17 protein-coding genes are annotated in these 23,526 nt (G+C 46.4%); 4 read left to right on the top strand and 13 right to left on the bottom strand.

Annotated features, from left to right (window positions below; all coding sequences use genetic code 11):
- The first annotated feature begins 314 nt into the window (after positions 1–314).
- Positions 315–1,574: a thioredoxin family protein gene (locus tag ACTHMC_RS04845; RefSeq protein WP_440411329.1), complete on the top strand. Its 1,260-nt coding sequence runs from the start codon at positions 315–317 to the stop codon at positions 1,572–1,574.
- Positions 1,575–1,671: 97 nt separating this feature from the next.
- Here the strand turns inward: ACTHMC_RS04845 and ACTHMC_RS04840 are convergent, their stop codons facing one another.
- The 6 genes from ACTHMC_RS04840 to ACTHMC_RS04815 form a co-directional block, all read right to left on the bottom strand.
- Positions 1,672–2,805 (bottom strand): redoxin domain-containing protein, encoded by a 1,134-nt coding sequence (locus ACTHMC_RS04840; protein ID WP_440411327.1) that lies wholly within the window; start codon positions 2,803–2,805, stop codon positions 1,672–1,674.
- Between the two features lie 36 nt (positions 2,806–2,841).
- Positions 2,842–3,780 carry a discoidin domain-containing protein gene (locus ACTHMC_RS04835; RefSeq protein ID WP_440411325.1) on the bottom strand — a complete coding sequence of 313 codons (939 nt, stop codon included), beginning with the start codon at positions 3,778–3,780 and terminating at the stop codon, positions 2,842–2,844.
- A 16-nt stretch (positions 3,781–3,796) separates the two neighbouring features.
- A complete protein-coding gene (locus ACTHMC_RS04830; protein ID WP_440411324.1) occupies positions 3,797–5,167 on the bottom strand; it encodes a RagB/SusD family nutrient uptake outer membrane protein in 1,371 nt (456 codons plus the stop codon).
- 10 nt (positions 5,168–5,177) lie between these two features.
- A complete protein-coding gene (locus ACTHMC_RS04825; protein WP_440411322.1) occupies positions 5,178–8,723 on the bottom strand; it encodes a SusC/RagA family TonB-linked outer membrane protein in 3,546 nt (1,181 codons plus the stop codon).
- 254 nt (positions 8,724–8,977) lie between these two features.
- Entirely contained in the window at positions 8,978–10,054 is a 1,077-nt protein-coding gene (locus ACTHMC_RS04820; protein WP_440411320.1) for a FecR family protein, read from the bottom strand.
- A gap of 208 nt (positions 10,055–10,262) precedes the next feature.
- Positions 10,263–10,844: an RNA polymerase sigma factor gene (locus ACTHMC_RS04815; protein WP_440411319.1), complete on the bottom strand. Its 582-nt coding sequence runs from the start codon at positions 10,842–10,844 to the stop codon at positions 10,263–10,265.
- A gap of 77 nt (positions 10,845–10,921) precedes the next feature.
- On the opposite strand from ACTHMC_RS04815, the gene ACTHMC_RS04810 reads away from it, so the two are divergent.
- Entirely contained in the window at positions 10,922–11,656 is a 735-nt protein-coding gene (locus ACTHMC_RS04810) for a ThuA domain-containing protein (protein ID WP_440411317.1), read from the top strand.
- A 223-nt stretch (positions 11,657–11,879) separates the two neighbouring features.
- The gene (locus ACTHMC_RS04805; RefSeq protein ID WP_440411315.1) at positions 11,880–12,986 is read left to right on the top strand and encodes an epoxide hydrolase family protein; all 1,107 of its coding nucleotides are present in this window, start codon (positions 11,880–11,882) and stop codon (positions 12,984–12,986) included.
- Between the two features lie 62 nt (positions 12,987–13,048).
- Here the strand turns inward: ACTHMC_RS04805 and ACTHMC_RS04800 are convergent, their stop codons facing one another.
- Complete coding sequence (locus ACTHMC_RS04800) at positions 13,049–13,273, bottom strand: hypothetical protein (RefSeq protein ID WP_440411313.1); 225 nt, start codon at positions 13,271–13,273, stop codon at positions 13,049–13,051.
- Between the two features lie 219 nt (positions 13,274–13,492).
- Between ACTHMC_RS04800 and ACTHMC_RS04795 the strand changes: the two genes are divergently transcribed.
- Complete coding sequence (locus ACTHMC_RS04795; RefSeq protein ID WP_440411311.1) at positions 13,493–14,377, top strand: FkbM family methyltransferase; 885 nt, start codon at positions 13,493–13,495, stop codon at positions 14,375–14,377.
- Positions 14,378–14,447: 70 nt separating this feature from the next.
- Here the strand turns inward: ACTHMC_RS04795 and ACTHMC_RS04790 are convergent, their stop codons facing one another.
- The 6 genes from ACTHMC_RS04790 to ACTHMC_RS04765 all read right to left on the bottom strand — a co-directional run.
- Positions 14,448–15,764 carry a MutS-related protein gene (locus tag ACTHMC_RS04790; RefSeq protein ID WP_440411309.1) on the bottom strand — a complete coding sequence of 439 codons (1,317 nt, stop codon included), beginning with the start codon at positions 15,762–15,764 and terminating at the stop codon, positions 14,448–14,450.
- A complete protein-coding gene (locus tag ACTHMC_RS04785; protein WP_440411307.1) occupies positions 15,754–17,058 on the bottom strand; it encodes a MutS-related protein in 1,305 nt (434 codons plus the stop codon). Before ACTHMC_RS04785 ends, ACTHMC_RS04790 begins: the two co-directional genes overlap by 11 nt.
- A 2-nt stretch (positions 17,059–17,060) precedes the next feature.
- The gene (locus tag ACTHMC_RS04780; protein WP_440411305.1) at positions 17,061–19,388 is read right to left on the bottom strand and encodes a Gldg family protein; all 2,328 of its coding nucleotides are present in this window, start codon (positions 19,386–19,388) and stop codon (positions 17,061–17,063) included.
- A gap of 11 nt (positions 19,389–19,399) precedes the next feature.
- Entirely contained in the window at positions 19,400–21,745 is a 2,346-nt protein-coding gene (locus ACTHMC_RS04775) for a Gldg family protein (RefSeq protein WP_440411303.1), read from the bottom strand.
- Between the two features lie 28 nt (positions 21,746–21,773).
- Entirely contained in the window at positions 21,774–22,694 is a 921-nt protein-coding gene (locus ACTHMC_RS04770; protein ID WP_440411301.1) for an ABC transporter ATP-binding protein, read from the bottom strand.
- A 126-nt stretch (positions 22,695–22,820) separates the two neighbouring features.
- On the bottom strand, positions 22,821–23,526 hold a 706-nt coding region (locus ACTHMC_RS04765; protein ID WP_440411300.1), incomplete at its 5' end, for an RNA polymerase sigma factor.

Below are 23,526 nucleotides of genomic sequence, written 5' to 3'. Positions count from 1 at the left end.
TCCGGAAATGTTGGTGAAGCCTGTAATTTTGAAATTGAAGCTGGATTAGCCATCCTCAGATCCGGTTTGAGTCAAAAAGTTAAGGTTTCCCAAATTGTTCTGAATCATCCCGATTTTATTTAAACTTGCAAACCGTTCATAACCCGGACAACTAAAAGGTCCCCAACTGGAACAAATCTACTTCGTGTAATTTACCGGAAACAACTACAACAGGCTCGCGCCTGTATGGTTGCGCGATGTTGCCAGCAGGCTGAAAGACTGCCCGGTAGCGTTTCTATAAAACAACCCATGCATTTTTATCAAACCGTTCTAAAATGGAATACAAAAAACACCCGTTCCTGAAAATTTTTCTCTTTGCCCTTTCCCTCTTTTTCTATGGTACTTCTTCTGCTCAGGAAGAAGGCATTCATTTTGAACATGGACTAACCTGGAAAGAAGTGAAAGAAAAAGCGAAACGTGAAAACAAGTTCATCTTTATGGATTGTTACACCACCTGGTGCGGTCCCTGCAAGGTGATGAGCAAGAATATATTCCCCCAGAAAGTGACAGGCGACTTTTTCAACGACAGGTTCGTGAGTGTGAAAGTTCAGTTTGATCAGACAGCCCAGGACAATGAAGAAGTGAAGAAATGGTATGCCGATGCCGAAGCAATCGGGAAAGAGTACAATGTGATGGCTTACCCTACTTTTCTTTATTTTTCTCCCGAAGGAGAACTGGTGCATCTTTTCGTTGGGTCTACCAATACAGCCCAGGAGTTCATCGATGCTTCCGCCAAATCGCTCGATACATCCAGCCAGTATTACAGAAAAGTGAAAACCATGTTGGCAAGTGCCAATGGGGATCCTGAAGTTTTACGTGAGCTGGTGATGAATGCAAGGGAGCAGTACGATGGCGTCAACTCAGCAAGGCTGGCCGATATGTACCTCCGCACACAGAAGAATCTCCTTACCAGAGAGAATCTTACACTGCTGAATGAATTCAATAAAAAGTCGGACGATTACGGCTTTGATGTTTTTACAGACCAAACAGCCAAAGTGAATGAGCTGATGGGTAAAGCATTTGCCGAGAAGAAATTTGTCAATATCATTTTTCAGGAAACAGGCGCCATGGACTGGCTGGGGAAAAGAGATGAGGCCGGATTCAAAGAGGTAGAGAAAAAGATCCGTGCTAAATATCCGGCACATGCGGATATGCTGATAGCTAAACTCAAACTTGTGTCTTACCAGGCAAGTCGCGATCCTGACACTTACATTAAAAATATAAGCCCGTTCATTGCAAAATACGGTTCCGCGGTCTACCCGGAAGAGCTGGCAGGGACAGCCAACTATATAGCCAATTTCGCTAAAGACCAGAACAGCTTGAAACTGGCGCTCAGCTTTGCCAAACAGGCTTTCAAAGAAAAATCCGTTGCAGACCATCTCTTCGTTCAGGCAGTTATCCTCAATAAAATGAAAAAGCAAAAAGAGGCAATTGCCATCCAGAAACAAGCGATTGCACTTGCTGAGAAAGAAGGCAATAAATTCCAGATAGAGAAGTACCATGACTATCTCACAAAACTGGAAAAAGGGGAATAATCCGGTACTAACTGCTGACAACGATAAGAAAAGCCCTGCATTGAATGTCATTGCAGGGCTTTTACATTAGAGTAACCGGAGCCTTATTTATATGATCTTACATTTTGAATAGCTCTCCCAGCTTTTTGTCAAGATCTTCACCACGAAGATTCCTGGCAATGATCTTACCATTGGGATCTATCAGGAAATTGGTGGGGATGGCCGAAACACCATACATCACTGCGGCTTTGCTCTTGAAGCCGTTCAATTCAGACACCTGCGTCCATGGCATTTTATCCTGGTTTATTGCATACACCCAGGCCCTCCTGCTGTTCGCATCGTCCAGCGACACACCCAGTATGGTGAAGTTTTTCTCTTTGTACTTGTTGAATGCAGCCAGCATTACAGGGTTCTCGGCACGGCAGGGTTTGCACCAGCTTGCCCAGAAATCCAGCAGCACATATTTTCCTCGGAAATCAGAGAGCTTAACAGGGTTACCCGTGGTATCATTTTGTACAAAATCCATTGCTATTGCCCCGGTATTGGTTTTCTTTCCGGTTTCAATGATATCTGCCAGATTCCTTCCCATTACTGATTCTCTCATACTGGCCGGCAAGCGGGCAAACCTCACCGCTGCGGTATCCGGGTTGAAATTATGCGCCAGCTCTACCTGCTTAAAAGTAAGCAACGAAATATAAGAATAAGGATAAGCTGCAATAAATGCGCGGTTCACGCTGTCATAACCTGCCGAAGTTGATTGCATGATAATACTGGCCGGCTTTGTAAAAGCAGTGTCTTTCCGTTGCTCAGCCGTCATTGAATTGTATACTTTCATCAGCGAGTCTGCAGTCTGCTTATAAGGCCGTTGCCATTGACGCAATCGCTTTTCATCATCATTGGTCGCTGATCCTTTTACCGTTGCGCGCCAGATGGAATCTTTAGTGGTAATGGAGATATTACTGTTTTCGATATAGACCATCAGATAATCCGTGTAGGAATACTTCGGTTTTGGAAGTGTATCATGCTGAACTGTGATCTCAGCAGATGTAGGAGAACTGAGTTTACCTCTGAAAGTGAAATTTCCTTTTTCAGGAACAGTGGAATCGAGGATCTTCTTTCCATCGTTGGTATAGCTCAGGTAAACTTTTGCAGGAGCGCTAAGCTTGCCGATCTTTCCACGAATTGTAAAACCCTGCTGCGCCAGTAAGCCCAGCGGAAGGCAGCACGCAGCTGCCAGGATGCTTTTTTTCATCATCTGCACTTTGTTGAATGTTCTTTAAAAATATGTTTAAGGCACCAGCGATATTCCACTGATAAAGATGGCATCATAAGCTGATGCATATTTTACGGATGCAAGCACCGTAAATCGTAAGTAGCGGGCAGTAAACTCGCCGGTATTGATGGATTGCATATTGTTCTGGATAGAGCCTTCATAAATTCCTATGCTCGTCCAGCTGGCGCCATCCATGCTCGTTTCTATCTGAATGGATGTAGGATACCCTCCATTGGTGGGATACCTCAAAGCAGTGGGCAGATAGTAATTCACGGCATTGAAGGTCACCTGCCTGTTGAAGTTGATGGCAACCCATTGAGGCATTGACTCGGTTATATTGCTTGTCCAATAGGTAGTGAGATTATCATTGTCAAGGATAGTAGCAGGGTTGGATGTTCCATTAATGGAAGAATAGCCGTGGATGGTCCAGCCTTCTTTATTGACGAATAAGGGCTTACCTGTTTTAAAAACGAAATACAATACGCGGTCAGTGGCAGTACCCTCTGCTTTACCATCTACCGACTGGATCACTACCGGCAATACATAGGTGCTATACTCTTTCAGTTTGGTCTGCAATCCGATATTGAGTTGTGCAGAATCCGTCTCGGCAGAGCCCGCAGCAATGCGGACCATCGATTTATGGAATAACCAGGAGCTGGTAGGCAGCAAGCTGGCATTTCCGAACCTGCTTCTGTATTCCGCTATCTTAGTGGTATCCACAGCAAAGCTCACCCAATGATCGGAACTTGCTGTGCTGCCAGACAGGATGGCTTTCATTCCTACCACCACCGCAGAGTCCTTCAGGATCGACAGCGGCATTTCCACTGTATCTTTTTCAGCGGTATACTTAAAGGATATACTTCCTTCCGGCAACAGGGCCGGCTCATTTTTTTTGCTGCAAGCCGTTACCAGCATCAGCAGAGAGACTATGACAATTATATTTATTCTACACATTGTTTGAAAATTGAGGTTAGGGATTTTGTTCCATACCCGGATTGTAACTCAGTACCTGCACAGGGATCTGCAGGGTATAACGGTTACTGTGCGGCTCCAGGGTGGCAATGATATTTCCGCGTGCATCATACCTGGTAACGGTTGTCATCCTGTTATCCATATCCAGGCGGCGCATATCAAACCAACGCAATCCGCTGTATGGGAGCTCATGCCCTCTTTCTTTTAAAACTTCCTGCAGTACAGCCTCCTGGTCATTCGACTGAAAGGGAATATAACTGGCAGTGGCAAACCTGTTCTTACGTACATCATCCAGCTGCTGCAGCGCCGTTGCAAGATCATTTCTTCGGGCAGCGCATTCTGCAATGATCAGTTTCATTTCCTGAACGGAAGTACCGGTATTGGTGTATTGAAAGATCGGGTTTACGGCAGCCGGAAAAAAGAGCGTAGCGCCTCTTGTATTAAAAGTATAACCATCCGTGCTGTAATAGAGCTTACGTACCCGGAGATCGTTGCTGGCAAAAGAGCGCATGAAATCCTGCGTGGCCGGCATCTGACCGATCACCATCCTTCCATAGATAACATCCGGATGCACACTGATCAGGTTAGCAGCAGGGATGGTACCGTTGAAATCTATCATCACAGCATTACTATGCTCCAGGGCCAGCGCTGCATTCTTTCCGGCATCGGTATAATTGCCTGCATAAAAATAAACCCTTGCCAGCAGGCTGTAGGCAGAAGCCTTTGAGCCCCTGAACCGGTTGGCACTATTGTCAGCCGGAAGGTCGGGTATAGCGGCATTGATATCATCGATGATATGTTTATGGATCACTGCTACCGGGCTTCTCCCTGGCACTTCCTGAGTAACATCATTGGAAACTACAAATGGTACACCCGGATCTTTATCTGCTGTGGTGGAATCATAAGGTTTACCATATTCATTCACCAGGTAGAAATATTCCAGGGCACGTCCCAGCAATGCTTCTGCCTTCAGTGTTCTTCTCTGAACACTGGTGCCACCGGTTGCCGCATCGATGCCCACCAGCACGGTATTGAACTGGTTTATCTTTGCATAATGCTCCCCCCAGAACGGAGGAGCGATATTGAGATCGAAAGAGAACTGCGATGCCCAGGTGTAGATGAGCTCGTGCGCCTGCGCCGGCGGAGTGGCAATATTCACCAGGTCCACATTATCCCCCAGGTAATTGAATGTACAAAATGGTTGCGCGAGACCCAGCACCAGCGATTCATCATTCAGCCACTGGTCATAATCAGCGGTGGTTGTAAGCAAGCGCTTGCCCTTTGGCGTTATATCCAGATATTTATCACATCCCGCAAACGCCAGGCAGAAAACCAGCAGCAGGCTTATATTGTATTTATATTGTTTCACTGGTTGCAGTTTAAAAGTTGGTAAAAACAGCGATGGTGTAAGTAGGCGTCACATACGGTTTCTGGTAAGAACCGGTGGCCATGCTGTAGTTATAGTCATTCAGACCAACCGTCCATATATTCGATGCCTGGCATTTCACTTCAAAATGTGTGAAGCCTGCTCTTTTAATGAACCTTGAATTATCAAAACTGTAAGAGACGGTCAGATCACCTAGAGTGATATAATCGCCATCCACTACGTATTTGTCTGCATAGTTGTAAGCATTGTTGGAATTTGCGCTGTTGTAAGCTGCAAGCCCCTGTACATCGGTCCTGAGCTCATCGCCTTTCGCTCTCCAGTAATCACCGGCGCCTTCAAGCGGTCTTAAAGCTGACGGATTGGGCCTTGGAACCCTCACTTTGAAACCACCATAATAATTCACCATACAGAACACATAAAAATTACCGAAGTCAACACGGTTGCTGAGCCCCGCATTGATGGTAGGAATGGAAGAACCCATATAATGTGAAACACCTGCGGTATCGCTTGCCATCAAGATGGTGGTGGGAGCCCCGGCCCTGCTGTCGTTTGTGTGGTACAGCTTTCCATTGGTGTTTGCAATCAGCGGATACCCCGCTGTGTCGAGCCCTGCATAGCGGTAAGCGAACATGGCCCCTACCGGGTAGCCTTTCACATAGCCCAGCGAGTTGAGCGTTTGCGGGCTATAATCCGTTTTCTGGTATACATCCAGTACTTTGCTGGTATTGCGTGCAATGACCAGGCCTGTATTCCAGTTCAGTTTGGGTGTGGAGATCCAGTCTGCATGCAAGCCAAACTCGATACCATTATTATTGATGGTTGCCCTGTTGATCAAAGAAGGGCTTACGCCGATGGTTGGATCTATCTGCGCCTCACCCAGCAGGTCTATACTCTTCTTCCTGTAATAATCGATGGTGCCCGTGATACTTTTGAAAATATGATAGTCGATACCAACATTGAAATTATTGGTTTGTTCCCAGCGAAGACTGCTATTAGCATAGGAGACCAGTTTCAGAGAAGGGCTGGCTGGTGAAGTATAATTATTGAAGCCCGCCTGTGCAATCACCTGCGGCAGCGACATCTTGGCCACGTTCCCATTGAAACCATAGGCCATGCGCAGTTTCAATACCCTTATCCAGTTGATATCCTGCATGAATTCCTCCCTGTGAATATTCCAGGCTGCGCCTACGGACCAGAGCGGCTTGTATTTGTATTTCGGATTGGTACCAAACAGGTTGGACTGATCGATACGGATGCTGCCCGTTAAAGAGTAGATATTCTTCAGGGAATATACAATGTTTGCATAACCGGAGAGGAACCTGTCTTCAGTATAACCCTGATCAAACAGGCTGTTATACTGGTTCTGGAATGGAGATCCCAGTTGGTACACGCCTCTTACTGCACCTGTTGTAATGGAAGAATAGTCTACAGGAAGCTGCTGTAAGGTTTCATCGTTGTACCCGAAATAGGAAGCCAGGTTGCTTTTATCGGTCAGGTTACGCACTTCTGCTCCAATGATACCATTGATCGAATGCACACCCGCGATCCTTTTGTTATAACTCAGCTGCGCTCTTGCCGTATAACTGGATGTAGTAGCGGACTGCTGACGCAGATATCCGCCTTTAGGAATATTGTACTTGAGCGTTCCATCTGTGTTACGCGTGATATAGCTGTTTACATATTGCCTGGCTACGGAAGATATCTCTGTGGCATCGTAACGAAGATCAGAGCGCGAGGTTTCATAGATTCCACCGAATGACAGATCGAAGCCTGCTCCGATACTATAATTGAAATTAGCTGTGATACGGTTGTTGACAGTATGTGTCTTATCCGTGATGGCATTCACATCCGTCAACGGATAATAGAGACTGGTGTTCAATCCCTGCGACATCATCACACTGTTGTAAAAGGGAGAGATACCGTTACCGAGGAGAAAACCCGGATTGCCGTTCACATCCTGGTATCGCTCATAAGGAGATACGGAAGTAATGCCTGGCACAGGTGCTGTCTTATTATTCTGCTCCTGGTAATCGGTAGTCAGTTCAAGTGACAGCTTATCCGACAACTTCAATGAGCTGCGGGCAGAGAGCAGCAACCTGTTGTCATCATTCCTGATCTGAGATTGGCGGTTGCCTGTATAATTGGCCGTGATATAGTAAAGTGCATTACCCGTTCCTCCGGAAACATTGAAATTATAGGTTTGCGATAAAGCCGGCCGCAGGAACAAACGCCTGTAATCGTCAACATTGTCGTAGTTCTCCAGGTCAGCAAATGCTTTCGCTGCCTGGTCTGGTGTAATGATCTTCGCAGCAGATTGAGCCAGCAGGTAATAAACCGGGTTACGCCTTACTGTGCCTCCGCTACCGGTTGCCAGTTGCGACCATGAGCCTTCATTGATACTGTTTGACAATGTAGCTTTCTGATAGTTGGCAACGATCGAAGAGGCATTGTCTGCCCACCTGTAGCGGCTGTAATTCTCTTCAGGAGTAATTCCTCCCGTTACCCTGAAAGCAAACCTCGGTTTGCCTTGTGAAGCCTGCTTCCTAACGATCACGATCACTCCGTTGGATGCACGCACACCGTATACGGTGGCCGCTGCCGCATCTTTCAGGATAGTAACTGACTTGATCTCATTCGGATCGATCATGTCCAGCGTAAGTTCTGTGGGATATCCGTCTACCACTATCAAGGGGTTCTGGTTGGCTGACATGGTAGAGATACCACGGATATTGAAAAGCGGTCTTGAAGAAGCGCCGCCATTGCTTACAAAATTCACGTTGTTGTTGATCATAAGACCTGGCAGCCTGTTCACAAGGCCATCTACAAAATTGGTGCTGATCCTCGATTCAAATTCTTTTGTACTGATCTGAGAGACCGCGCCGGTACTCTGTTCCGGACGGATGCGCTGATATCCTGTATTCACCTCCACCACAATTTCGTTGAGTTTTGCCACTTCATGCTGCAGCATCACAATGATGGTTCCGCGGCTGATGGTCTGGCTGTTCACAGCAATACTGCGGGTCTCATGACCTACATATGATATCACCAGTATGTCTCCTGCCTGGAGGTCGAGGCTCACCCATCCCTTTGCATCGGTCATACCTGAGGTTTTGCTTTTCTGTACAACTACACTGGCTCCTGAAAGCGGGTTACCGGCCGAATCAGTGATCTGAATTTTTACAGGTGGTGTAAACAGACTGAATTCCGGTGTTACAGGAGTAGTGGATGGACGTGGTGATACCGGCAGGTCCGGATAGATATTGATGGTTTTACTCCCTATCGAGTATTTCAATTGCTGGTTTTGAAAAATATAGTCCAGGAACTCCCTGAGCGGCATATTGGTTGCCTTCACGGTAACGGGTTTTGCATCGGACAATGCATTTTCCCTGTATAAAAACAGGTAGCCCGTCTGGCGCTTGACCACAGAGATCACTTCTTCCAGCGATACATTTTTACCTGAAAAAGTAATTTGCTGAGACAGGCCTTTTGCTGAAACATTGAGTAAAGCGGCGGTGAGAAGAAATACAGTTAGCTTCATTACTAACAGAGTTTTGGTTATGCCCCTGGTCCGCTTCGGCACAAGGGGTGAGTTGGCAGGCAAAGGCCCCGCCAACGGCGAACAAATTTTCATACCTTTGAAGTAGTTTAGGTGATGTAATAAGCAGTCTTATCAGGCTTTTGTTACTGTTACCCGAAACAATCTGCCGGGAGTGGTCTCAACACTTCCGGTTTTTGTTTTCAGGCAAAGATTCAGGTGATCTACATATTTACTTTTTTAGTTAAAAAACAACGTTAACCATTCTGCTGTCCGGCAATGATCAGTTTCCTGCCTTCCAGTTGTATGCGTAAACCATATTGCTGTAAGAATTTCATCAGGTCTTCCAGCTGAACGCCTCTGTCCATCTGGCCGCTGAATTTGAATGTGGGGATAGCCCCTTTGTATTGAACCTGAAGATCGTACCATCTTTCAATTTCCTTCATTACAGACTGAAAGCTTTTTCCGCTGAAATCGAAAATGCCGTTCTTCCAGGCGATATCGCGCGCGATATCTGTTGTTTCCACTTTCCCGTTGAACCAGACCTGCCCTGGCTTCAGAACAATGGCAGCTTGTGTTGCACCATTGTCAGAGACTCTGATACCGCCTGTTACCAGGGTGGATCTTATACTTTCATCGTCACGATAGGCATTGATATTAAAACTGGTGCCTAAAACTTCAACGGTCGATTGTCCGGCGATATCCACCAGGAAAGGCTGTGCCGGGTTCCCGGCCACTTCAAAATAGGCTTCCCCTGTAATGGATACTTTGCGTTGCTTCCCGTCAAAAGAGGCCGGGAAGCTGATGGAGCTGGCTGCATTCAACCAAACGCGCGATCCATCGGGCAGGGTCAGCTGATACTGTCCGCCTCTGGGTGTACGCATGGTATTCATCATCTCAGACTGCGCAGCGCCCCTGGGATCGTAGGCAATCTGTCCGTTGGCCATCTTGATCACCTGTACATTTCCCTGTTGTGCCAACAGGCCGTTGCCGGCACTGTCAAGTACTATCTGTGATCCGTCTGCCAGGGTGAGCACCGCTCTTTCTCCACCGGGAATGATCTTCAATGGATTTCCATTTTCTGCCAGGTCAGTTGCGGAGTGATCCGGTTGTCTGACAACAGAGAAATAGATAGCTGCACAGGCACCCAGGAGGAGTACCACGGCTGCTGCATAGCCAAGCCAGGAGCGGCGCCGGGGCTTCATCTGAATAACGGGCACAGCAGTTTCGCCGGCCCTGGCAGCATTGCTGAGGATAAGGGAGGCCAGGTCATTTTTTTGCTGAAGGGAAAAGAGCTCTTCTTCTTCCTGTATCGTATCCCAGGCTTCCTTCATTAGAGGAGTTAACCCGGTCTCCGGGCCGGAGCTTTCCAGTAACAGCAAAAACTCCCGCCTTTCGGCCACAGAGGCTGTTTTAGCAAGCCAGTGTTGGTATAAATAGTTCAGCCTTGATTGGTTGTCTTGCATCTTTAAAGGCACAGTTTAGAATACGGACAACCGGAAAGAATAAAAGGGGGTAAAGGGAATGGGAATTTCTTTTGGATTATTTCATCAGCCAGAAAATCACCAGCGCGCTCATGCGCTCTGTCAGGTACTTGCCGATAAATTGATTGGCATGCTGCAGGTAGGTCTTGACGGTCTCCCTGGAGATATCCATTTCCTGCGCCACCTGCTGATAGGTAAGTTTTTCGCGGCGACTGAGGATCCAGGCTCGCTTCTGCCGGGGAGGGAGTTTTTCAATAGCTTCTTCGATCACAGACAACTGCATTTCCCGGTTCATGCGATCCTCATCTGGCTCATGCACCAGTTCAAGTTGCTGATACTGCATCTGTTTATGAAAATCCCTTGACATCTTTTTAAGCGCATTCAGGGCCTGGTTCCGGCTTACCACATATAAATACGTCCTGAAATTACGGACTTCGCTCAATGCTTCCCGGGTAAGCCAGATCTGCGTGAACACGTCCTGCACCAGTTCTTCCGTTATTTCTCTGGATTCAATATGTTTGTAAACATAGGTATACAGCAATCCGGAAAACCGGATCACCAGCTCACGGAATGCAGGCTCATCGCCGGCTGCCACCTGTATCAGCAGCTCCTCTGTTGTATATAATTTAGTCTCAGGCAATTAAAATCAAAGGTATCTAAAGTTCGCATTTAAGTTTACATTTATATATCTATAAACCTTGCACCTTCTTTTTCCATATGAAATACATCCCTTCCACTCTTATCCTTATTGTAACAATTTCATTTTTTGCATTCTTCAAAACCGCAACCAGGCAACCGCGCATTCTTGTTTTTACCAAGACCGCGGGTTTCAGACATGGTGCTATTCCTAAAGGCAAGGCGGCCATTCAACAACTGGGCAAAGAGAACGGCTTCGGCGTGGACACAACAGAAGATGCCAGCCTGTTCACCGGTAAAAATCTTAAACGTTATGCGGCCGTGGTTTTCCTGAATACCACAGGAGACGTATTGAACAGCCAGCAGCAAACTGATTTTGAAACTTATATCCGTAAAGGCGGCGGTTATGCGGGAGTTCATGCAGCGTCGGATACGGAATACGACTGGCCCTGGTATGGCAAGTTGGTTGGCGCCTATTTTGAGAGCCATCCGAAAGAACAGGATGCACAACTGAACCTTTCCGGTCAAAGGCATATTTCCACCAGCCATCTTCCTGCAGAATGGAAACGAAAAGACGAATGGTACAACTTCAAAAACATCAATCCCAATGTAACGGTGCTGCTTACTATCGATGAAGAGTCTTATTCCGGAGGCAGGAATGGCAATCCGCATCCCATGAGCTGGTATCATGCGTATGATGGTGGCCGTGCCTGGTATACAGCATTGGGACATACCGATGCATCTTACTCGGAATCTGATTTTCTCAGGCACTTACTGGGAGGCATTCAATATGCCATGGGAAATGCTGATAAATAAAACCACCAGGAGCCGCAAAACACCCGCTGCAATTAGTTTCCACAGCACAGGCGTTCAAAATGGAAATATTTTAAAAAAGCTTCTTACTGCTGACATACTGTTGTCATCATCCGGTTCGAAATTTGTTTTATCAAACTTGAATCTTATGAAACAGTTGTTCCTATTGTCACTGACTATTGTTGTTACGACATTCACTATTGCCCAACAAAAAAAATCAGGTACTATGTTTACAGTAAAGCCTTTTAAAATTGATGTGAAGCAAACCGTGCTCGACGATCTCCAGGCCCGTCTCCGTCAGACACGCTGGCCTGACGCTCCTGAAAACATTGGATGGAAATACGGTACAGATCCTGTTTTCCTGCAAAGCCTGGTCAAATACTGGCAGAGTGGGTACGACTGGCGTAAACAGGAAGCAGCGCTCAATAAGTATCCGCAGTTTACAGTGGAAATAGACGGTCTTACCATTCACTTCCAGCATATCAAAAGCAAGAACCCTGATGCAAAACCACTGTTGCTTTTGCACGGATGGCCCGACTGTTTCTACCGCTACCAGAAAGTAATTCCATTTCTGACCAATGATTATGACCTGGTGATCCCATCCCTGCCCGGTTTTGGTTTTTCCAGCCATGTTCCCGTAACAGATGATGGTTCCGCCAGGATCTTTGCCTCTCTCATGAATGACGTGCTTGGTTATAAAACATTCTATGCAGCAGGTGGCGATATGGGCATGGGCATCGCAAAATCCCTCGCCAATATCTATCCGCAGCAGGTACTGGCCATTCATCTTTCCGATGTAGGTTATCCAACCGGAATGGAAGACTGGAGCACCATGTCTAAGGCAGAGCAGGAGTTCGGACAGTTCATACAGGGATGGTGGTACCAAGAAGGTGCCTACGCGATGTTGCATGCCACCAAGCCACAGACACAGGCTTATGGATTAAATGATTCGCCTGCAGGGCTTGCATCCTGGATCGTGGAGAAATTCAATTCATGGAGCACACCGGGCGGAACGATAGAAGATCATTTTACCAAAGATGAGTTGCTTACCAATATCATGATCTACTGGGTTACGCAAACCATCAATTCATCCATGCGTGCCTATGCAATAGATAATGCCGCAGAACTGGCTTCCAGTAAAAAAGTGAATACTCCAACCGGGGTGGCAGTATTTCCCGGTGATGCCCCAACGCCGAAAGAATGGGCGGAAAGAAAAGTGAATGTAAAACGGTTTACGAAGATGGAGAAGGGCGGGCATTTCGCAGCCCTGGAAGTTCCGGAGCTTTGGGCAAATGAAGTGAATACATTCTTTAAGAGCCAGGCAGGTAAATAATCAAACCGACCATAAAAAAAGGTAAGCCCGAATGGCTTACCTTTTTTATTCCTGTAAATTCCTTATTTACTGCAGGGCTTGTAAATGGCTCCTGTAGCGAAGTCTACAATCAGACCAGGCCAGAAAAGCAGGATATCAGCGATCAGCGCTACAGCCCTCACCGGCCTGGCTGGTTCGCCTTCAGCCGGCTTGGTTCGTTGGCAATCTGTAACCCTGCCACCGAAAACTGTTGCGCAGGAACTGGTCATAACTGAAATTACTACGGCAAAGAGAAATACTTTTTTCATAAAAGACTTTTGTTGACTTAGGGGTCATGTTTAACAATCGGAGAACTCGAAACCAGGGCTGGACAGGAAATTTAGAACAATGAGCACTAAAATGCAAACTCTATTCAAGATTGTTTTGTTGAAAACAAGATAAAAACACTCTGCCTCCATCCTATCGGAGATATTACTTATATTTGATATCTTCTTACCCATCACTATAAAAAGACACCAACAGTAATAATGAGTATTCTTTCAACGATCCGTTTTATTACGAATCATCCGATCAACAAGGATAATAAAGTGGGCTCTATCTTCAGGTTTCTGAAATGGCAGATCAATACCAGACTGAATCAATATCCCATCATTTATTCCTTTACCGATAAAAGTAAACTGATCGTTAAGAAAGGAATGGCGGGAGCCACCGGTAACCTCTACTGTGGCGTTCATGAATTCCAGGATATGTTTTTTCTGTTACATTTTCTCAGGGAAGATGACCTGTTTGCCGACATTGGCGCAAATATCGGCAGCTATACAGTTCTTGCCGCCGCGCACGTTGGTGCAAACTCCATTTCGTTTGAGCCCGTTCCGTCCACTTTTGCCCACCTGAAGAACAATATCTATATCAATCAGCTGGATAAAAAAGTGCGAGCCCTCAACATTGCACTTGGCTCCCAAAAAGGTTCAATAGCGTTTACCAGTTCTTACGACACAGTGAATCACGTTGCCACTGCTTCTGAAAAAGATACCATATCAGTACCGGTAGAGATCCTGGATGAAGTACTGCAAGGGGAAATACCTGCACTGATCAAGATAGATGTGGAAGGATTTGAGACAGAAGTTATCAATGGCGCTCAGCATATCCTGGCCAATGAAAAGCTGAAAGCGATTGTGATTGAATTAAATGGATCAGGCAGCCGTTACGGTTATAGCGAAGAAAAAATTCATGAAAGGCTGTTGAACCTGGGATTTGTTCCATACCAGTATGATCCTTTCCGCAGGGTTTTAAATGATGTTTCTCATAATGGACCCGAAGAAAACAATACTATTTATGTTCGCGACAGGAATTATGTTGAGCAAAGATTGAAGAGTGCTGACAAAGTGAATATCCTGGGCAAAGCGATCTGATGATACTTGATAAATAAAAAAGCTTTGAAAATTTTATCTGTAAAGACTTTCAAAGCTTTTTTATTTCAGCTTACTTTTCCAGCATCTCCAATATCCCTTCATTTCTGATGATCATCATACCCTGCCTGTCTTCCGTTACCCCTTCCTGCAACTTGTAAGTATACCCAGGAACGGATCCTTCCATGATCGTTGGCATGAATACAGAATGAATATTATTACGTTTCTTCAGCCCTTCTCCCACTTCTATTATATGCGTGGAAACGATGAAGAGACAAGCCCTGTAATCTGCAAACCCTTCCGTTACTGCCAGGGTTCCATCAAAGGCATCTTTAACATTTGTTCCCTTGAAGAGCTCATCGAACATCAGCAATAATCTTTTGCCACTGGCCGCTGCATCTGCTGCCTGCTTCACACGCACTACCTCCGCATAGAAATGGCTATAACCAAGGCCGATATTATCCGCCACATTGATGGAGGAATACAATCCATCCCTTACAGAAAATTCCATTTTTGATGCTGCAACAGGAAAGCCCATATGAGCAAGGTACAAGCCAATCCCAATGGATTTCATCAAAGTGGATTTGCCAGCCATATTTGCACCGGTCAGGAATAACACATTTCTTTTTCCATTCAGCAATAACCCATTGCCTACTGCTTTATCAATACAGGGATGACGAAGGTCCTCCACCAGGAAACTATTTGCTTCGGCCGGTAATGCTTTTGCGTAATTGAATGCTCTTGATCTGGCCACATCACTCACTGCAATGTAAACATCCACTTCATAAATGAATTGCAGTACATCTTCCAGTTGTGCTGCCAGTTGCTCTTTCAGCAAATGATTATAGTAGCCAATAGTCCGTACAGACAATGACTGATAAATATCCATATTCCTGAATTTCTCCAGTTTCCTGTCTGAGAGGATTGCTTTTATTGATTGTATCCTGTCTGAATAAGGACCTGCGGGAAGCCGGATACTATCAACAAATCCATAACACTTGTTCAGGGTAACGATAGTGGCCTGCAATCCCTGCACATTTTTCTTGAACCTTTCATCCCTTGTCAGGGAAGACAACCATTTTTTGATAAACGTTCCGGCAAGTACCAGGGCTGCATTGCCGCTTCCCCGGACGTCCAGAAATTCGCGCATCAGATTCACCTGTTGTACATCAAAAGGGAAGCTCATGCCTGCCTGCTGGAAATTCCTGAAAATATTGCTTCGGTTGTTGATAGCCGTTACATCTGTCAGCGGACTGCCGAACATGGAATCCAGTAATTGCTCAGCGCCCCGGGTCTTTACCCGGTTGAACAAATGATACACGGAGCCTTGCCTGAACTTCCCCAGCAGGTTCAGCTCTTCGAGTGTTTGTTTGTCTATACTAAAACTCATCATTGTAGATTTTCTTACCGTTTTTCAATGTTTCAAGTATGCCTTCATTCCGGATGATGATCATCCCGTGACGGTCGTCAGTGATACCCTCCTCCAATGTATAAGTATACTCTGGAACATGCCCTTTCATACGTGTGGGCAGGAACAGGAATCCAATATTGGGTTTCTGCTTCAGCTCTTCTCCTGCTTCCACGATATGGGAAGAGATGATGAACAGGCTGTTGCTTTTCCGCGCAAATCCTTTGGTAACGGCAACAGTAGCCTCGTGCGCATCTTTTACATTGGTGCCGCGGAACAGTTCATCAAAGAGGATGAACAGGGATTTTCCCGTACTCAGTTCGGTTGCCATTTTTTTCACCCTCAATACTTCTGCATAAAAATGGCTGGCGCCGATACCGAGGTTGTCAGGAAGGTTCACCGTGGTGTACAACCCATCCAGTACAGAGAATTCCATGGCAGCAGCAGCTACCGGGAATCCCATATGCGCTATGTACAACGAGGTGCTCAGAGATCGCAGCAGGGTTGACTTTCCAGCCATATTGGCTCCGGTGAGAAAGATCACATTCCGATCCTGGTGCATCTTTATATCGTTCCGAACGGGATTTTTAAGAGATGGATGATACACCCCTTGAATGGTAAGTACGGCCCGGCCTTTTTCGACGGCGCGGGGAAAAATGAAGCCTCTTTCCGCGGCTGTCTTTGCCACGGAAATGTAAACATCCAGGTAATAGAGATGCCGCAATATTTGCTCGATGCTCTTCCTTTCAGTAGTTCTGAACAATGCATCGAAAGCAGTCACTGCTGCATAAGAGAGCCTGTTCCTGCTCCCAGCCTCTTTCAATGCTGGCTGTAAACCGGGATTGGACAGGAGTTTGGTGATCGCATCCCTTTCCGTGGAATAATCTTTGAATTGCTGAACAGCCTGATTTTCGACAAATGCTTTCGTCAGATGCAGTAATTCTATTACTGCTGCCACGCCATTCTGGATCTCCTTTTCACTCAACTGCGCCTGCAGTTGCTGGTCTTTTACCCCATGCAATAAATATTTCTCGGTCACATCAAAGAGGCCGGCATCATAGGGAAAACTCAGTTTTGCCTGCATGAACTGAGCAATGATATTGCTCCTGCGGTTGATGGCGGCCTGGTTGCTCAGCGGGGATCTGAACATCTCTTCCAGCAGGGCCTCTCCTCCTCGGGTGTGCGCGTTGTTATAGATATCGTAGATCCCGTTGCCATTCCGTTTTCCGAAAATGCCCAGGTCTTCGATGGTTTGATCGTCAGTTTGTAAGTGCATGATTATTTTCTTTTTCTTCGGACCAACAGAATTGTTCCTGTGAGTAAGAATAAGGCTGGCATTACCCAGACAAAAAAGATCTTCTGGTAATACCCTACCCTTTCACCGATGGTGAGCAGGATATCCTTATCGGCTTTTTTAGGAGTATAAACGGGATACTGACCGTTGGTGACCCAGCTGTAGACTGGCGTGAGATAGCTGAAATTAGTCCTCAGCCTCAGGTTGCTTGCATAGTCTGCATCACCTGTAACGATCACGCGTTGTTCCTTTCCATTCCCCGGCCTCCGCAGCCGCTGAACAGTAGGGAAAGAGGGCTGCCTGATATCACCTTCCAGTGCATTGAAGGGAGGAAGAATGGAATCCAGTACTACCGGCCCCATTTTCAACCAGCTTCTTCCGGGCAAAGTAGTGGCAAGCGTGTCTGATTGCCAGCCTGCAATGCCTGTATTGATCACCGTGGTGGCTCCGGGCAACAGCAGGCCCAGTGTATCATTGATCCTGGTGGTGGCCGTGTCGATGTACCTCGCCCATAATTCTTTGCTTTTAGCCGTGAGATAGGAGATCACTTTATCAGGCGTTTCATCGTAGCTTGGATAAACCAGCTGCCCGTTCTCCAGCTGCATGCCCAGCTTCGACAGAACCGGATTCAGTACATATTGTTTTCCCGGCTCTCCGTTGATCATCAGATTACCACCCTTGTTCACATATTGGCTGATCTTATTCTGCACATCAGCGCTCAACTCTCTTTTGGGATCGGCGATCACCAGTGCGGAAAGATTGGCAGGGATGGGTTGCGTATCGAGATTGACTGTATCAACATCAAAGCCGTTGTTGACAAGGGCCATACGCTTTCTTTTGGCAGCAGTATGAAAAGAATAGTCCCTTTCTCCCTTCCGGTAGATACTTCTTTCCAAAGCACCGGAACTGAAACCTATAGCAGGGATGGAATGGCCCAGTACGCGTTTGAGACCTGGTATCATATTGGTTTCGTTCGGCCAGAATTGCGGATCATCGTAGGTGCGCACCCAGGCAGTCCGTCCCTGGTACTTCAACTGCATCACGATCCCGTAATCCTGGGAACGGAGCTCCGCAGCGGCTTTCAACTGTTTTGCCGGCTTGAAGAACGAGGGTTCGAAATCCCAGAGACTGGAATACTCATGCACGATATCCTGCAACCCTAATCCGCGGAACCGCTTCAGTAACATACTATCGTCAATAGCAGGATCATAGCCGTAGTAGAATTCATAGTTGAACTTTATATCAGGCTTAAACCGGAGATAGGGGTCCCAAAGTTTTGCGAGATAATCTACATTACGGCTTTCGGGAAGCCCCCGGATTATATGTTGGTCCAGCAGGTCCACAAACAAGGTCACTTCAAGTGTGCTGTCCCCAAATTCTTTCAATGCCTGTTGCGTGTTGGGGTGCAGGGTATTCCTTTTCGTTTCGGTAGCATCAAGGTAACCGGTAAAGGCCGGTCTGGCGCTGAAGTAACCGGTCACCAGTATGATGCCCAGTACAGACAGGTATTTACCCGCCCTGACATACCAGGGCCTGAATTCCAATTTACCTGTGAGCCTGAGATAAGCGAATGCGATGAACATCCCGGTAACGAGCAGGAAATAGATGATATCCCTGGATATGATCAGACCATGCATCATTTTATTGGTCCGGTCCTGCAGGGAAAGGAACCAGGTAAGATCCCTTACAAGATCATGCCGTTGCCACATGCTACCGATCCGGCTCAGGAAGAAGATCGCAGTAAAAGTACCCAGAGCGGATACGATCTGGTAATTGCTGAGGCTGCTCATGAACAGACCAATGGCCGAGTAAGCGCATACCAGCAGATAGAAACTAAGCAATGCCGATAAAAGCAAACCATAATCAACTTCTTTGATCGTCAGCATACCGGCCATTACAAAGATTGCTGCAACCAGCAACAGCAGCAGGTTGTAAAGCATAATCCCCAGGTATTTCCCAAGCACGATCCTTTTGATACTTACAGGTGAAGAGAAGAGCAATGCGCTTGTTCCGCTGTTGTTTTCCCTGCTGATCAAACCCATGGTGAGTATGGGCAGGAACAGGAAAAGGTTTTGCATGATATTGGGGAAAAACCTGCCGTCTACAAAAGTGATCAGGGTAATGGGGTCCTTAAATCCTTTGAAAGAGGGAGAATTCTTCAGATAAATGTCCTGTGATTGGGAGAGCAGATAGATCTGATCAGAGTAGAAGTAAGCACATTGCACCATGAACACCAGTAACACGAACCAGGCGATGGGTGAATAAAACAGGTACCGGAACTCATTTTTGGCAATACTGTAAATGACTTTCATGATGGAGTTGTTTATTTTCTTTTTCTTCTGACAAGTATTACAGTACCTGCTATGAGGAGCAACGCCGGTACTATCCAGATGAATATTGTTTTCTGAGCATTGGCCCCTGCAACAGTGATCCTATACCTGTTGTCCTTTGCAACGGGAACAGGTGTATACACCGGGAATTTATTGTATGAAGCGTAACTATAGCAACCCCGTGCAAGTGCAGGAAATTCCCTCAGCGCACTCATACCATCTGCATCTCCGGAAACGATGATCCTTTGCTCTTTCCCGTTGATCATTCTCGTCAATTGCACGGCAACAGGAAAATTATTTTCCTTCCTGTCGCCTTCCGGTGCATTGAAAACAGGGACCGAAGAGTCCGTCACCAGCTTGCCGGCTTTCAACCAGGATTTACCGGCCTGCGTACTCACTATTGGTTTTATTTCAAATCCCTCACCACCAGCAACAGACAGGGAAGTTGCGCCTGCAGCAGCGTAATTGATCTTGCCTTTATCCACTCCTACCGATAAAAGATATTTATGATATCTGAATGCTTCCTCATCAGACAGATCTGTGGCTTCCCTCTCCAACTCACCGGTTATCTTTTCCGGGGTGGCATTCCTGTTAACCTGAACAAGCTGCCCATCCATCAGTTGAACACCGGTTTCACGGAGCAGCGGATTGAGCACATGTTGTTTTCCGGGCTCGCCCATGATCAGCATATTGCCACCCGACCTCATATACTGCTGCAGCTTTGCCAGCACTGTATCCGGAAATTCCATCCGGGGATCTGCCACTACCAGTATAGTGGTGGACGCGGGAATATCGCTTTCAGACAAATTCAGAGAATCCGCATCAAATCCCAGGTTAATCAATGACTCCCTGTTCTCCTTGCTGACAGTGTGTTTGAAAAATTCACGTTCCCCTTTTTTGTAAATGCTTCTTTCCAGCTGACCGGTAAGAAAATAAACTTTGGGAATGGGAACGTTCAGGAGCCTGCACATGGCGGCATCAACAGTCTGCTGATTAGGCCAGTTGGTGTTGGTAAAGGAGGGCCGGAGAATGGAAGTCCTGTCCTGGTATTTCAATTTGATATAAAGACTGTAATTTTCGGCTTCCAGTTCTGTCTTGTTCGGCATCTGCTCCGGCGACTTCAGCAAAGTGGAATCGATTCCCGCCATTTTAGCGATCAGGAAAGCGATCTGATCGATCGACTTTCCGGGAAACATTCTATACAGCATACTGTCTCCCGGTTTCTGCGCATAATAATATTCGTATTTAAAATGTATGTCCGGCTTGAACCTCTGATAGAACTCCCAGTATCCTCCGAGGTAATAGTTGCGGCGGTTAGGCAACCCGTACATAGCGCTGCCTGAATTACGCTCGAGTATATTGGAATACATTGTCACTTCAAGCGGCCCTTCATTCAGCGCCCGCATGATTTGCTGCGTATTGGGATGCGCCGAATTGATCTGTTGCGCGGTAGTGTCGAGATAGGCAGTAGTTACGGGCCTGGAGCTCAGATAGCCTGCAGTCAAGCTGATCAATACTATAGACAGGTACCTGGCAGTTCTGATGAACCAGGGCCTTCTTTCAAGGGCGTCATTCAGCTTCAGGTAAGTGAAAGCGATGAACATGAAAATGATCAGGAGAAAATACATGATGTCTTTGGAGGTGATCAATCCATTGATCATTGTTTCAGTCCTTCCTGAAATAGAAAGGAACCAGGTGAGATCCCTCACAAACTCATATTGCTGCCAGAGGCTGCCAATCTTCGCCAATATGAAAAGCACTGTAAAGCTGGCAATAGCGGAGATGATCTGGTAATTGGTGAGGCTTGACATGAAAAAGCCAATAGCTGTCAACGCGCAGAGTAATAAATACAGGGCCAGCAGGCCAGATAACAGTGGCGGAACGTCCAGTGCCTGGATATTGAAAAAACCGGCAATCACAAAAACGGCGGCGATCAGTACCAGGATAAAACAAAATGCCATCATGCCCAGGTATTTCCCCAGAACGATCTGCCTGAGTTTGATCGGTGAAGAGTACAGGAGCTTTATTGTTCCGTTGTTGAACTCTCTGCTGATCACAGCCATCGTGAGCAGGGGAACGAACAGGTAGAGCTGATTCAGTATTTTAATGAAAAGCCCGATAGGCCCGTTGTAAATCACAAGGGTATTGGATTGAACGGCCTCCAGTAATGCAGATGGGTTCAACCTGGCATTCAGCGCTTCCATCTTGGATATGATGTACATCAGGTTGGTGTAAAAGGTAGCGCACATCACCAGCATCACGATGGCCAGGAACCAGGCTACGGGAGAATAGAAAAGGTGGCGAAGTTCATTCTTCGCAATTCTTGTAATTATTCGCATCTGAATGTATTTATGAATGCCTGTAAGCTCACTGGGCAGACTGAGAAGATAATTGTTTGAAAATATCATCGAGCATGCCTTTGTCGTAGCCGATCTCACGCAGTTTCCATCCATTGGCCACACTGGCGGCAACCAGCCTGTCGTTCATATCCTGGTCTCCGTCGAATTGAATACGGACCTCCCGGGCACTAAGAAACTCCACACCGGTAACGCCCCTGATCTGCTGCAGCATCTCCTTAGCAGGAGGATTATCGAATTTCATGAGTATCGACCGCGCCTGCGTGTAATTATTGAATGCATCCATCGTATCGGAGAATACGATCCTTCCGCTTTCGATCATGATGATCTCCCTGCAAAGGAGGTTGATCTCAGAAAGGATATGAGAAGACAACAATACTGTATGCTCCTGCGAAATTTGCCGGATGAGCTTCCTTGCTTCAATTATCTGATTGGGATCAAGTCCGTTGGTGGGCTCATCCATCACCACCAGTCTGGGTTTGTGAATGATCGCCTGCGCAATGCCCACCCGCTGGCGATACCCTCCTGAAAGGTTTTTGATCAGCCGCGAACTGAAATGTGACAGTCCGCATTTTTCCTTTACTTCTTCCACGGCCGGTCTTACTCGCCGTTTATCGATCAATCTCAATTCCGCACTATACACCAGGTATTCATCGATGGTGAGATCGGTGTACAATGGCGGGTTCTGTGGCAGGAATCCGATTTCCCTTTTTGCAGCTTCCGGGTTTTTCCGTTTATCGATCCCGTTGATGAATACATTTCCTTCAGTGGGGTTAAGGGTGCCGCAGATGATATTCATGGTAGTGGATTTCCCGGCTCCATTGGAGCCGAGCAAACCGATGATCCCATGCTCCGCTATTTCAATATTGATATCCCTTATCGCCCAGGTATTGCTGTAACGATGAGAAAGGTTTTCTGTTTTTAAAATCATGCAAGTAGGTTTATTTTTTTGAGTATAGGCATAGCTTTCCCGGGCCGGTACAGTATGCTGCTTTGACCTGTTGATTATTTTCCGGTCCTGCTGGCACCGGGTCTTATTGAGTAATGGAACCTTGAATTACCTGAGAATGATATTCATCACAGTTGTGAAGCTGTTCACTGTTGTACTCATCCATTCTTCCGGATGCACTTCACTTATCACTTTCTCTGCATAATATAAGTCCCTGACCCTTTCATCTGTATTACTTCTTTTGAAAAATAAATTGTTACATGCGCAGAAGAAGAGGAACAATAAAATGAAACAAATATTTTCTTTCACAAAGTGCATAGCTCGAAGCAAATGCACTTTCACTGTATTGGGAGAGATCTGAAGCCGGTCAGCGATTTCCTGCCTTCCTAGTCCAACCTCTTTACTGAGATGCAGAACGAGCTGTTGTTGTGAAGGAAGTTTATTGATAGCGATTTTGAGAATGGTCTGCCGCTCTTTCCAGATCAGACGTTCTTCAACATCTGAGTGGCAGGTATCGTTAAAATGGCTTAAAGCCTTGAACACTTTAACCTGAACATTTGTTTTTCGTATATACTTAAGAGCTAGATTGGTGACGGCTTTTGAAAGCCACCCGACCGGATTCTCAGGAATGATCTTCCTGCGGTGTTTCCATAATTCGAGGAAAGCTTCCTGTACAATATCTTCCGTTACCTGTTTGTTCCTGGTGATCTGGAAGGCTATACGCTGGAGGTGTTCACTCCAGTTCTCTACAATCTTTGTAAACTGGTATTGAAGAAAGTCCAGGGAAACATCTTCCCTGCCTGCAGGAGGCAGT

The organism is Pseudobacter sp. (assembly GCF_051955275.1).
Taxonomy (GTDB): Bacteria; Bacteroidota; Bacteroidia; order Chitinophagales; family Chitinophagaceae; genus Pseudobacter.
Note: the sequence above shows the minus strand (reverse complement) of the source record. Positions and strands in the feature narration are given on the sequence as shown.

Excerpts from the sequence above, each read along its gene's own strand:
- ACTHMC_RS04845 (WP_440411329.1), top strand. The coding sequence starts at position 315 with ATGGAATACAAAAAACACCCGTTCCTGAAAATTTTTCTCTTTGCCCTT.
- ACTHMC_RS04840 (WP_440411327.1), bottom strand. The coding sequence starts at position 2,805 with ATGAAAAAAAGCATCCTGGCAGCTGCGTGCTGCCTTCCGCTGGGCTTA.
- ACTHMC_RS04835 (WP_440411325.1), bottom strand. The coding sequence starts at position 3,780 with ATGTGTAGAATAAATATAATTGTCATAGTCTCTCTGCTGATGCTGGTA.
- ACTHMC_RS04825 (WP_440411322.1), bottom strand. The coding sequence starts at position 8,723 with ATGAAGCTAACTGTATTTCTTCTCACCGCCGCTTTACTCAATGTTTCA.
- ACTHMC_RS04820 (WP_440411320.1), bottom strand. The coding sequence starts at position 10,054 with ATGAAGGAAGCCTGGGATACGATACAGGAAGAAGAAGAGCTCTTTTCC.
- ACTHMC_RS04810 (WP_440411317.1), top strand. The coding sequence starts at position 10,922 with ATGAAATACATCCCTTCCACTCTTATCCTTATTGTAACAATTTCATTT.
- ACTHMC_RS04805 (WP_440411315.1), top strand. The coding sequence starts at position 11,880 with ATGTTTACAGTAAAGCCTTTTAAAATTGATGTGAAGCAAACCGTGCTC.
- ACTHMC_RS04800 (WP_440411313.1), bottom strand. The coding sequence starts at position 13,273 with ATGAAAAAAGTATTTCTCTTTGCCGTAGTAATTTCAGTTATGACCAGT.
- ACTHMC_RS04795 (WP_440411311.1), top strand. The coding sequence starts at position 13,493 with ATGAGTATTCTTTCAACGATCCGTTTTATTACGAATCATCCGATCAAC.
- ACTHMC_RS04790 (WP_440411309.1), bottom strand. The coding sequence starts at position 15,764 with ATGAGTTTTAGTATAGACAAACAAACACTCGAAGAGCTGAACCTGCTG.
- ACTHMC_RS04785 (WP_440411307.1), bottom strand. The coding sequence starts at position 17,058 with ATGCACTTACAAACTGACGATCAAACCATCGAAGACCTGGGCATTTTC.
- ACTHMC_RS04780 (WP_440411305.1), bottom strand. The coding sequence starts at position 19,388 with ATGAAAGTCATTTACAGTATTGCCAAAAATGAGTTCCGGTACCTGTTT.
- ACTHMC_RS04775 (WP_440411303.1), bottom strand. The coding sequence starts at position 21,745 with ATGCGAATAATTACAAGAATTGCGAAGAATGAACTTCGCCACCTTTTC.
- ACTHMC_RS04770 (WP_440411301.1), bottom strand. The coding sequence starts at position 22,694 with ATGATTTTAAAAACAGAAAACCTTTCTCATCGTTACAGCAATACCTGG.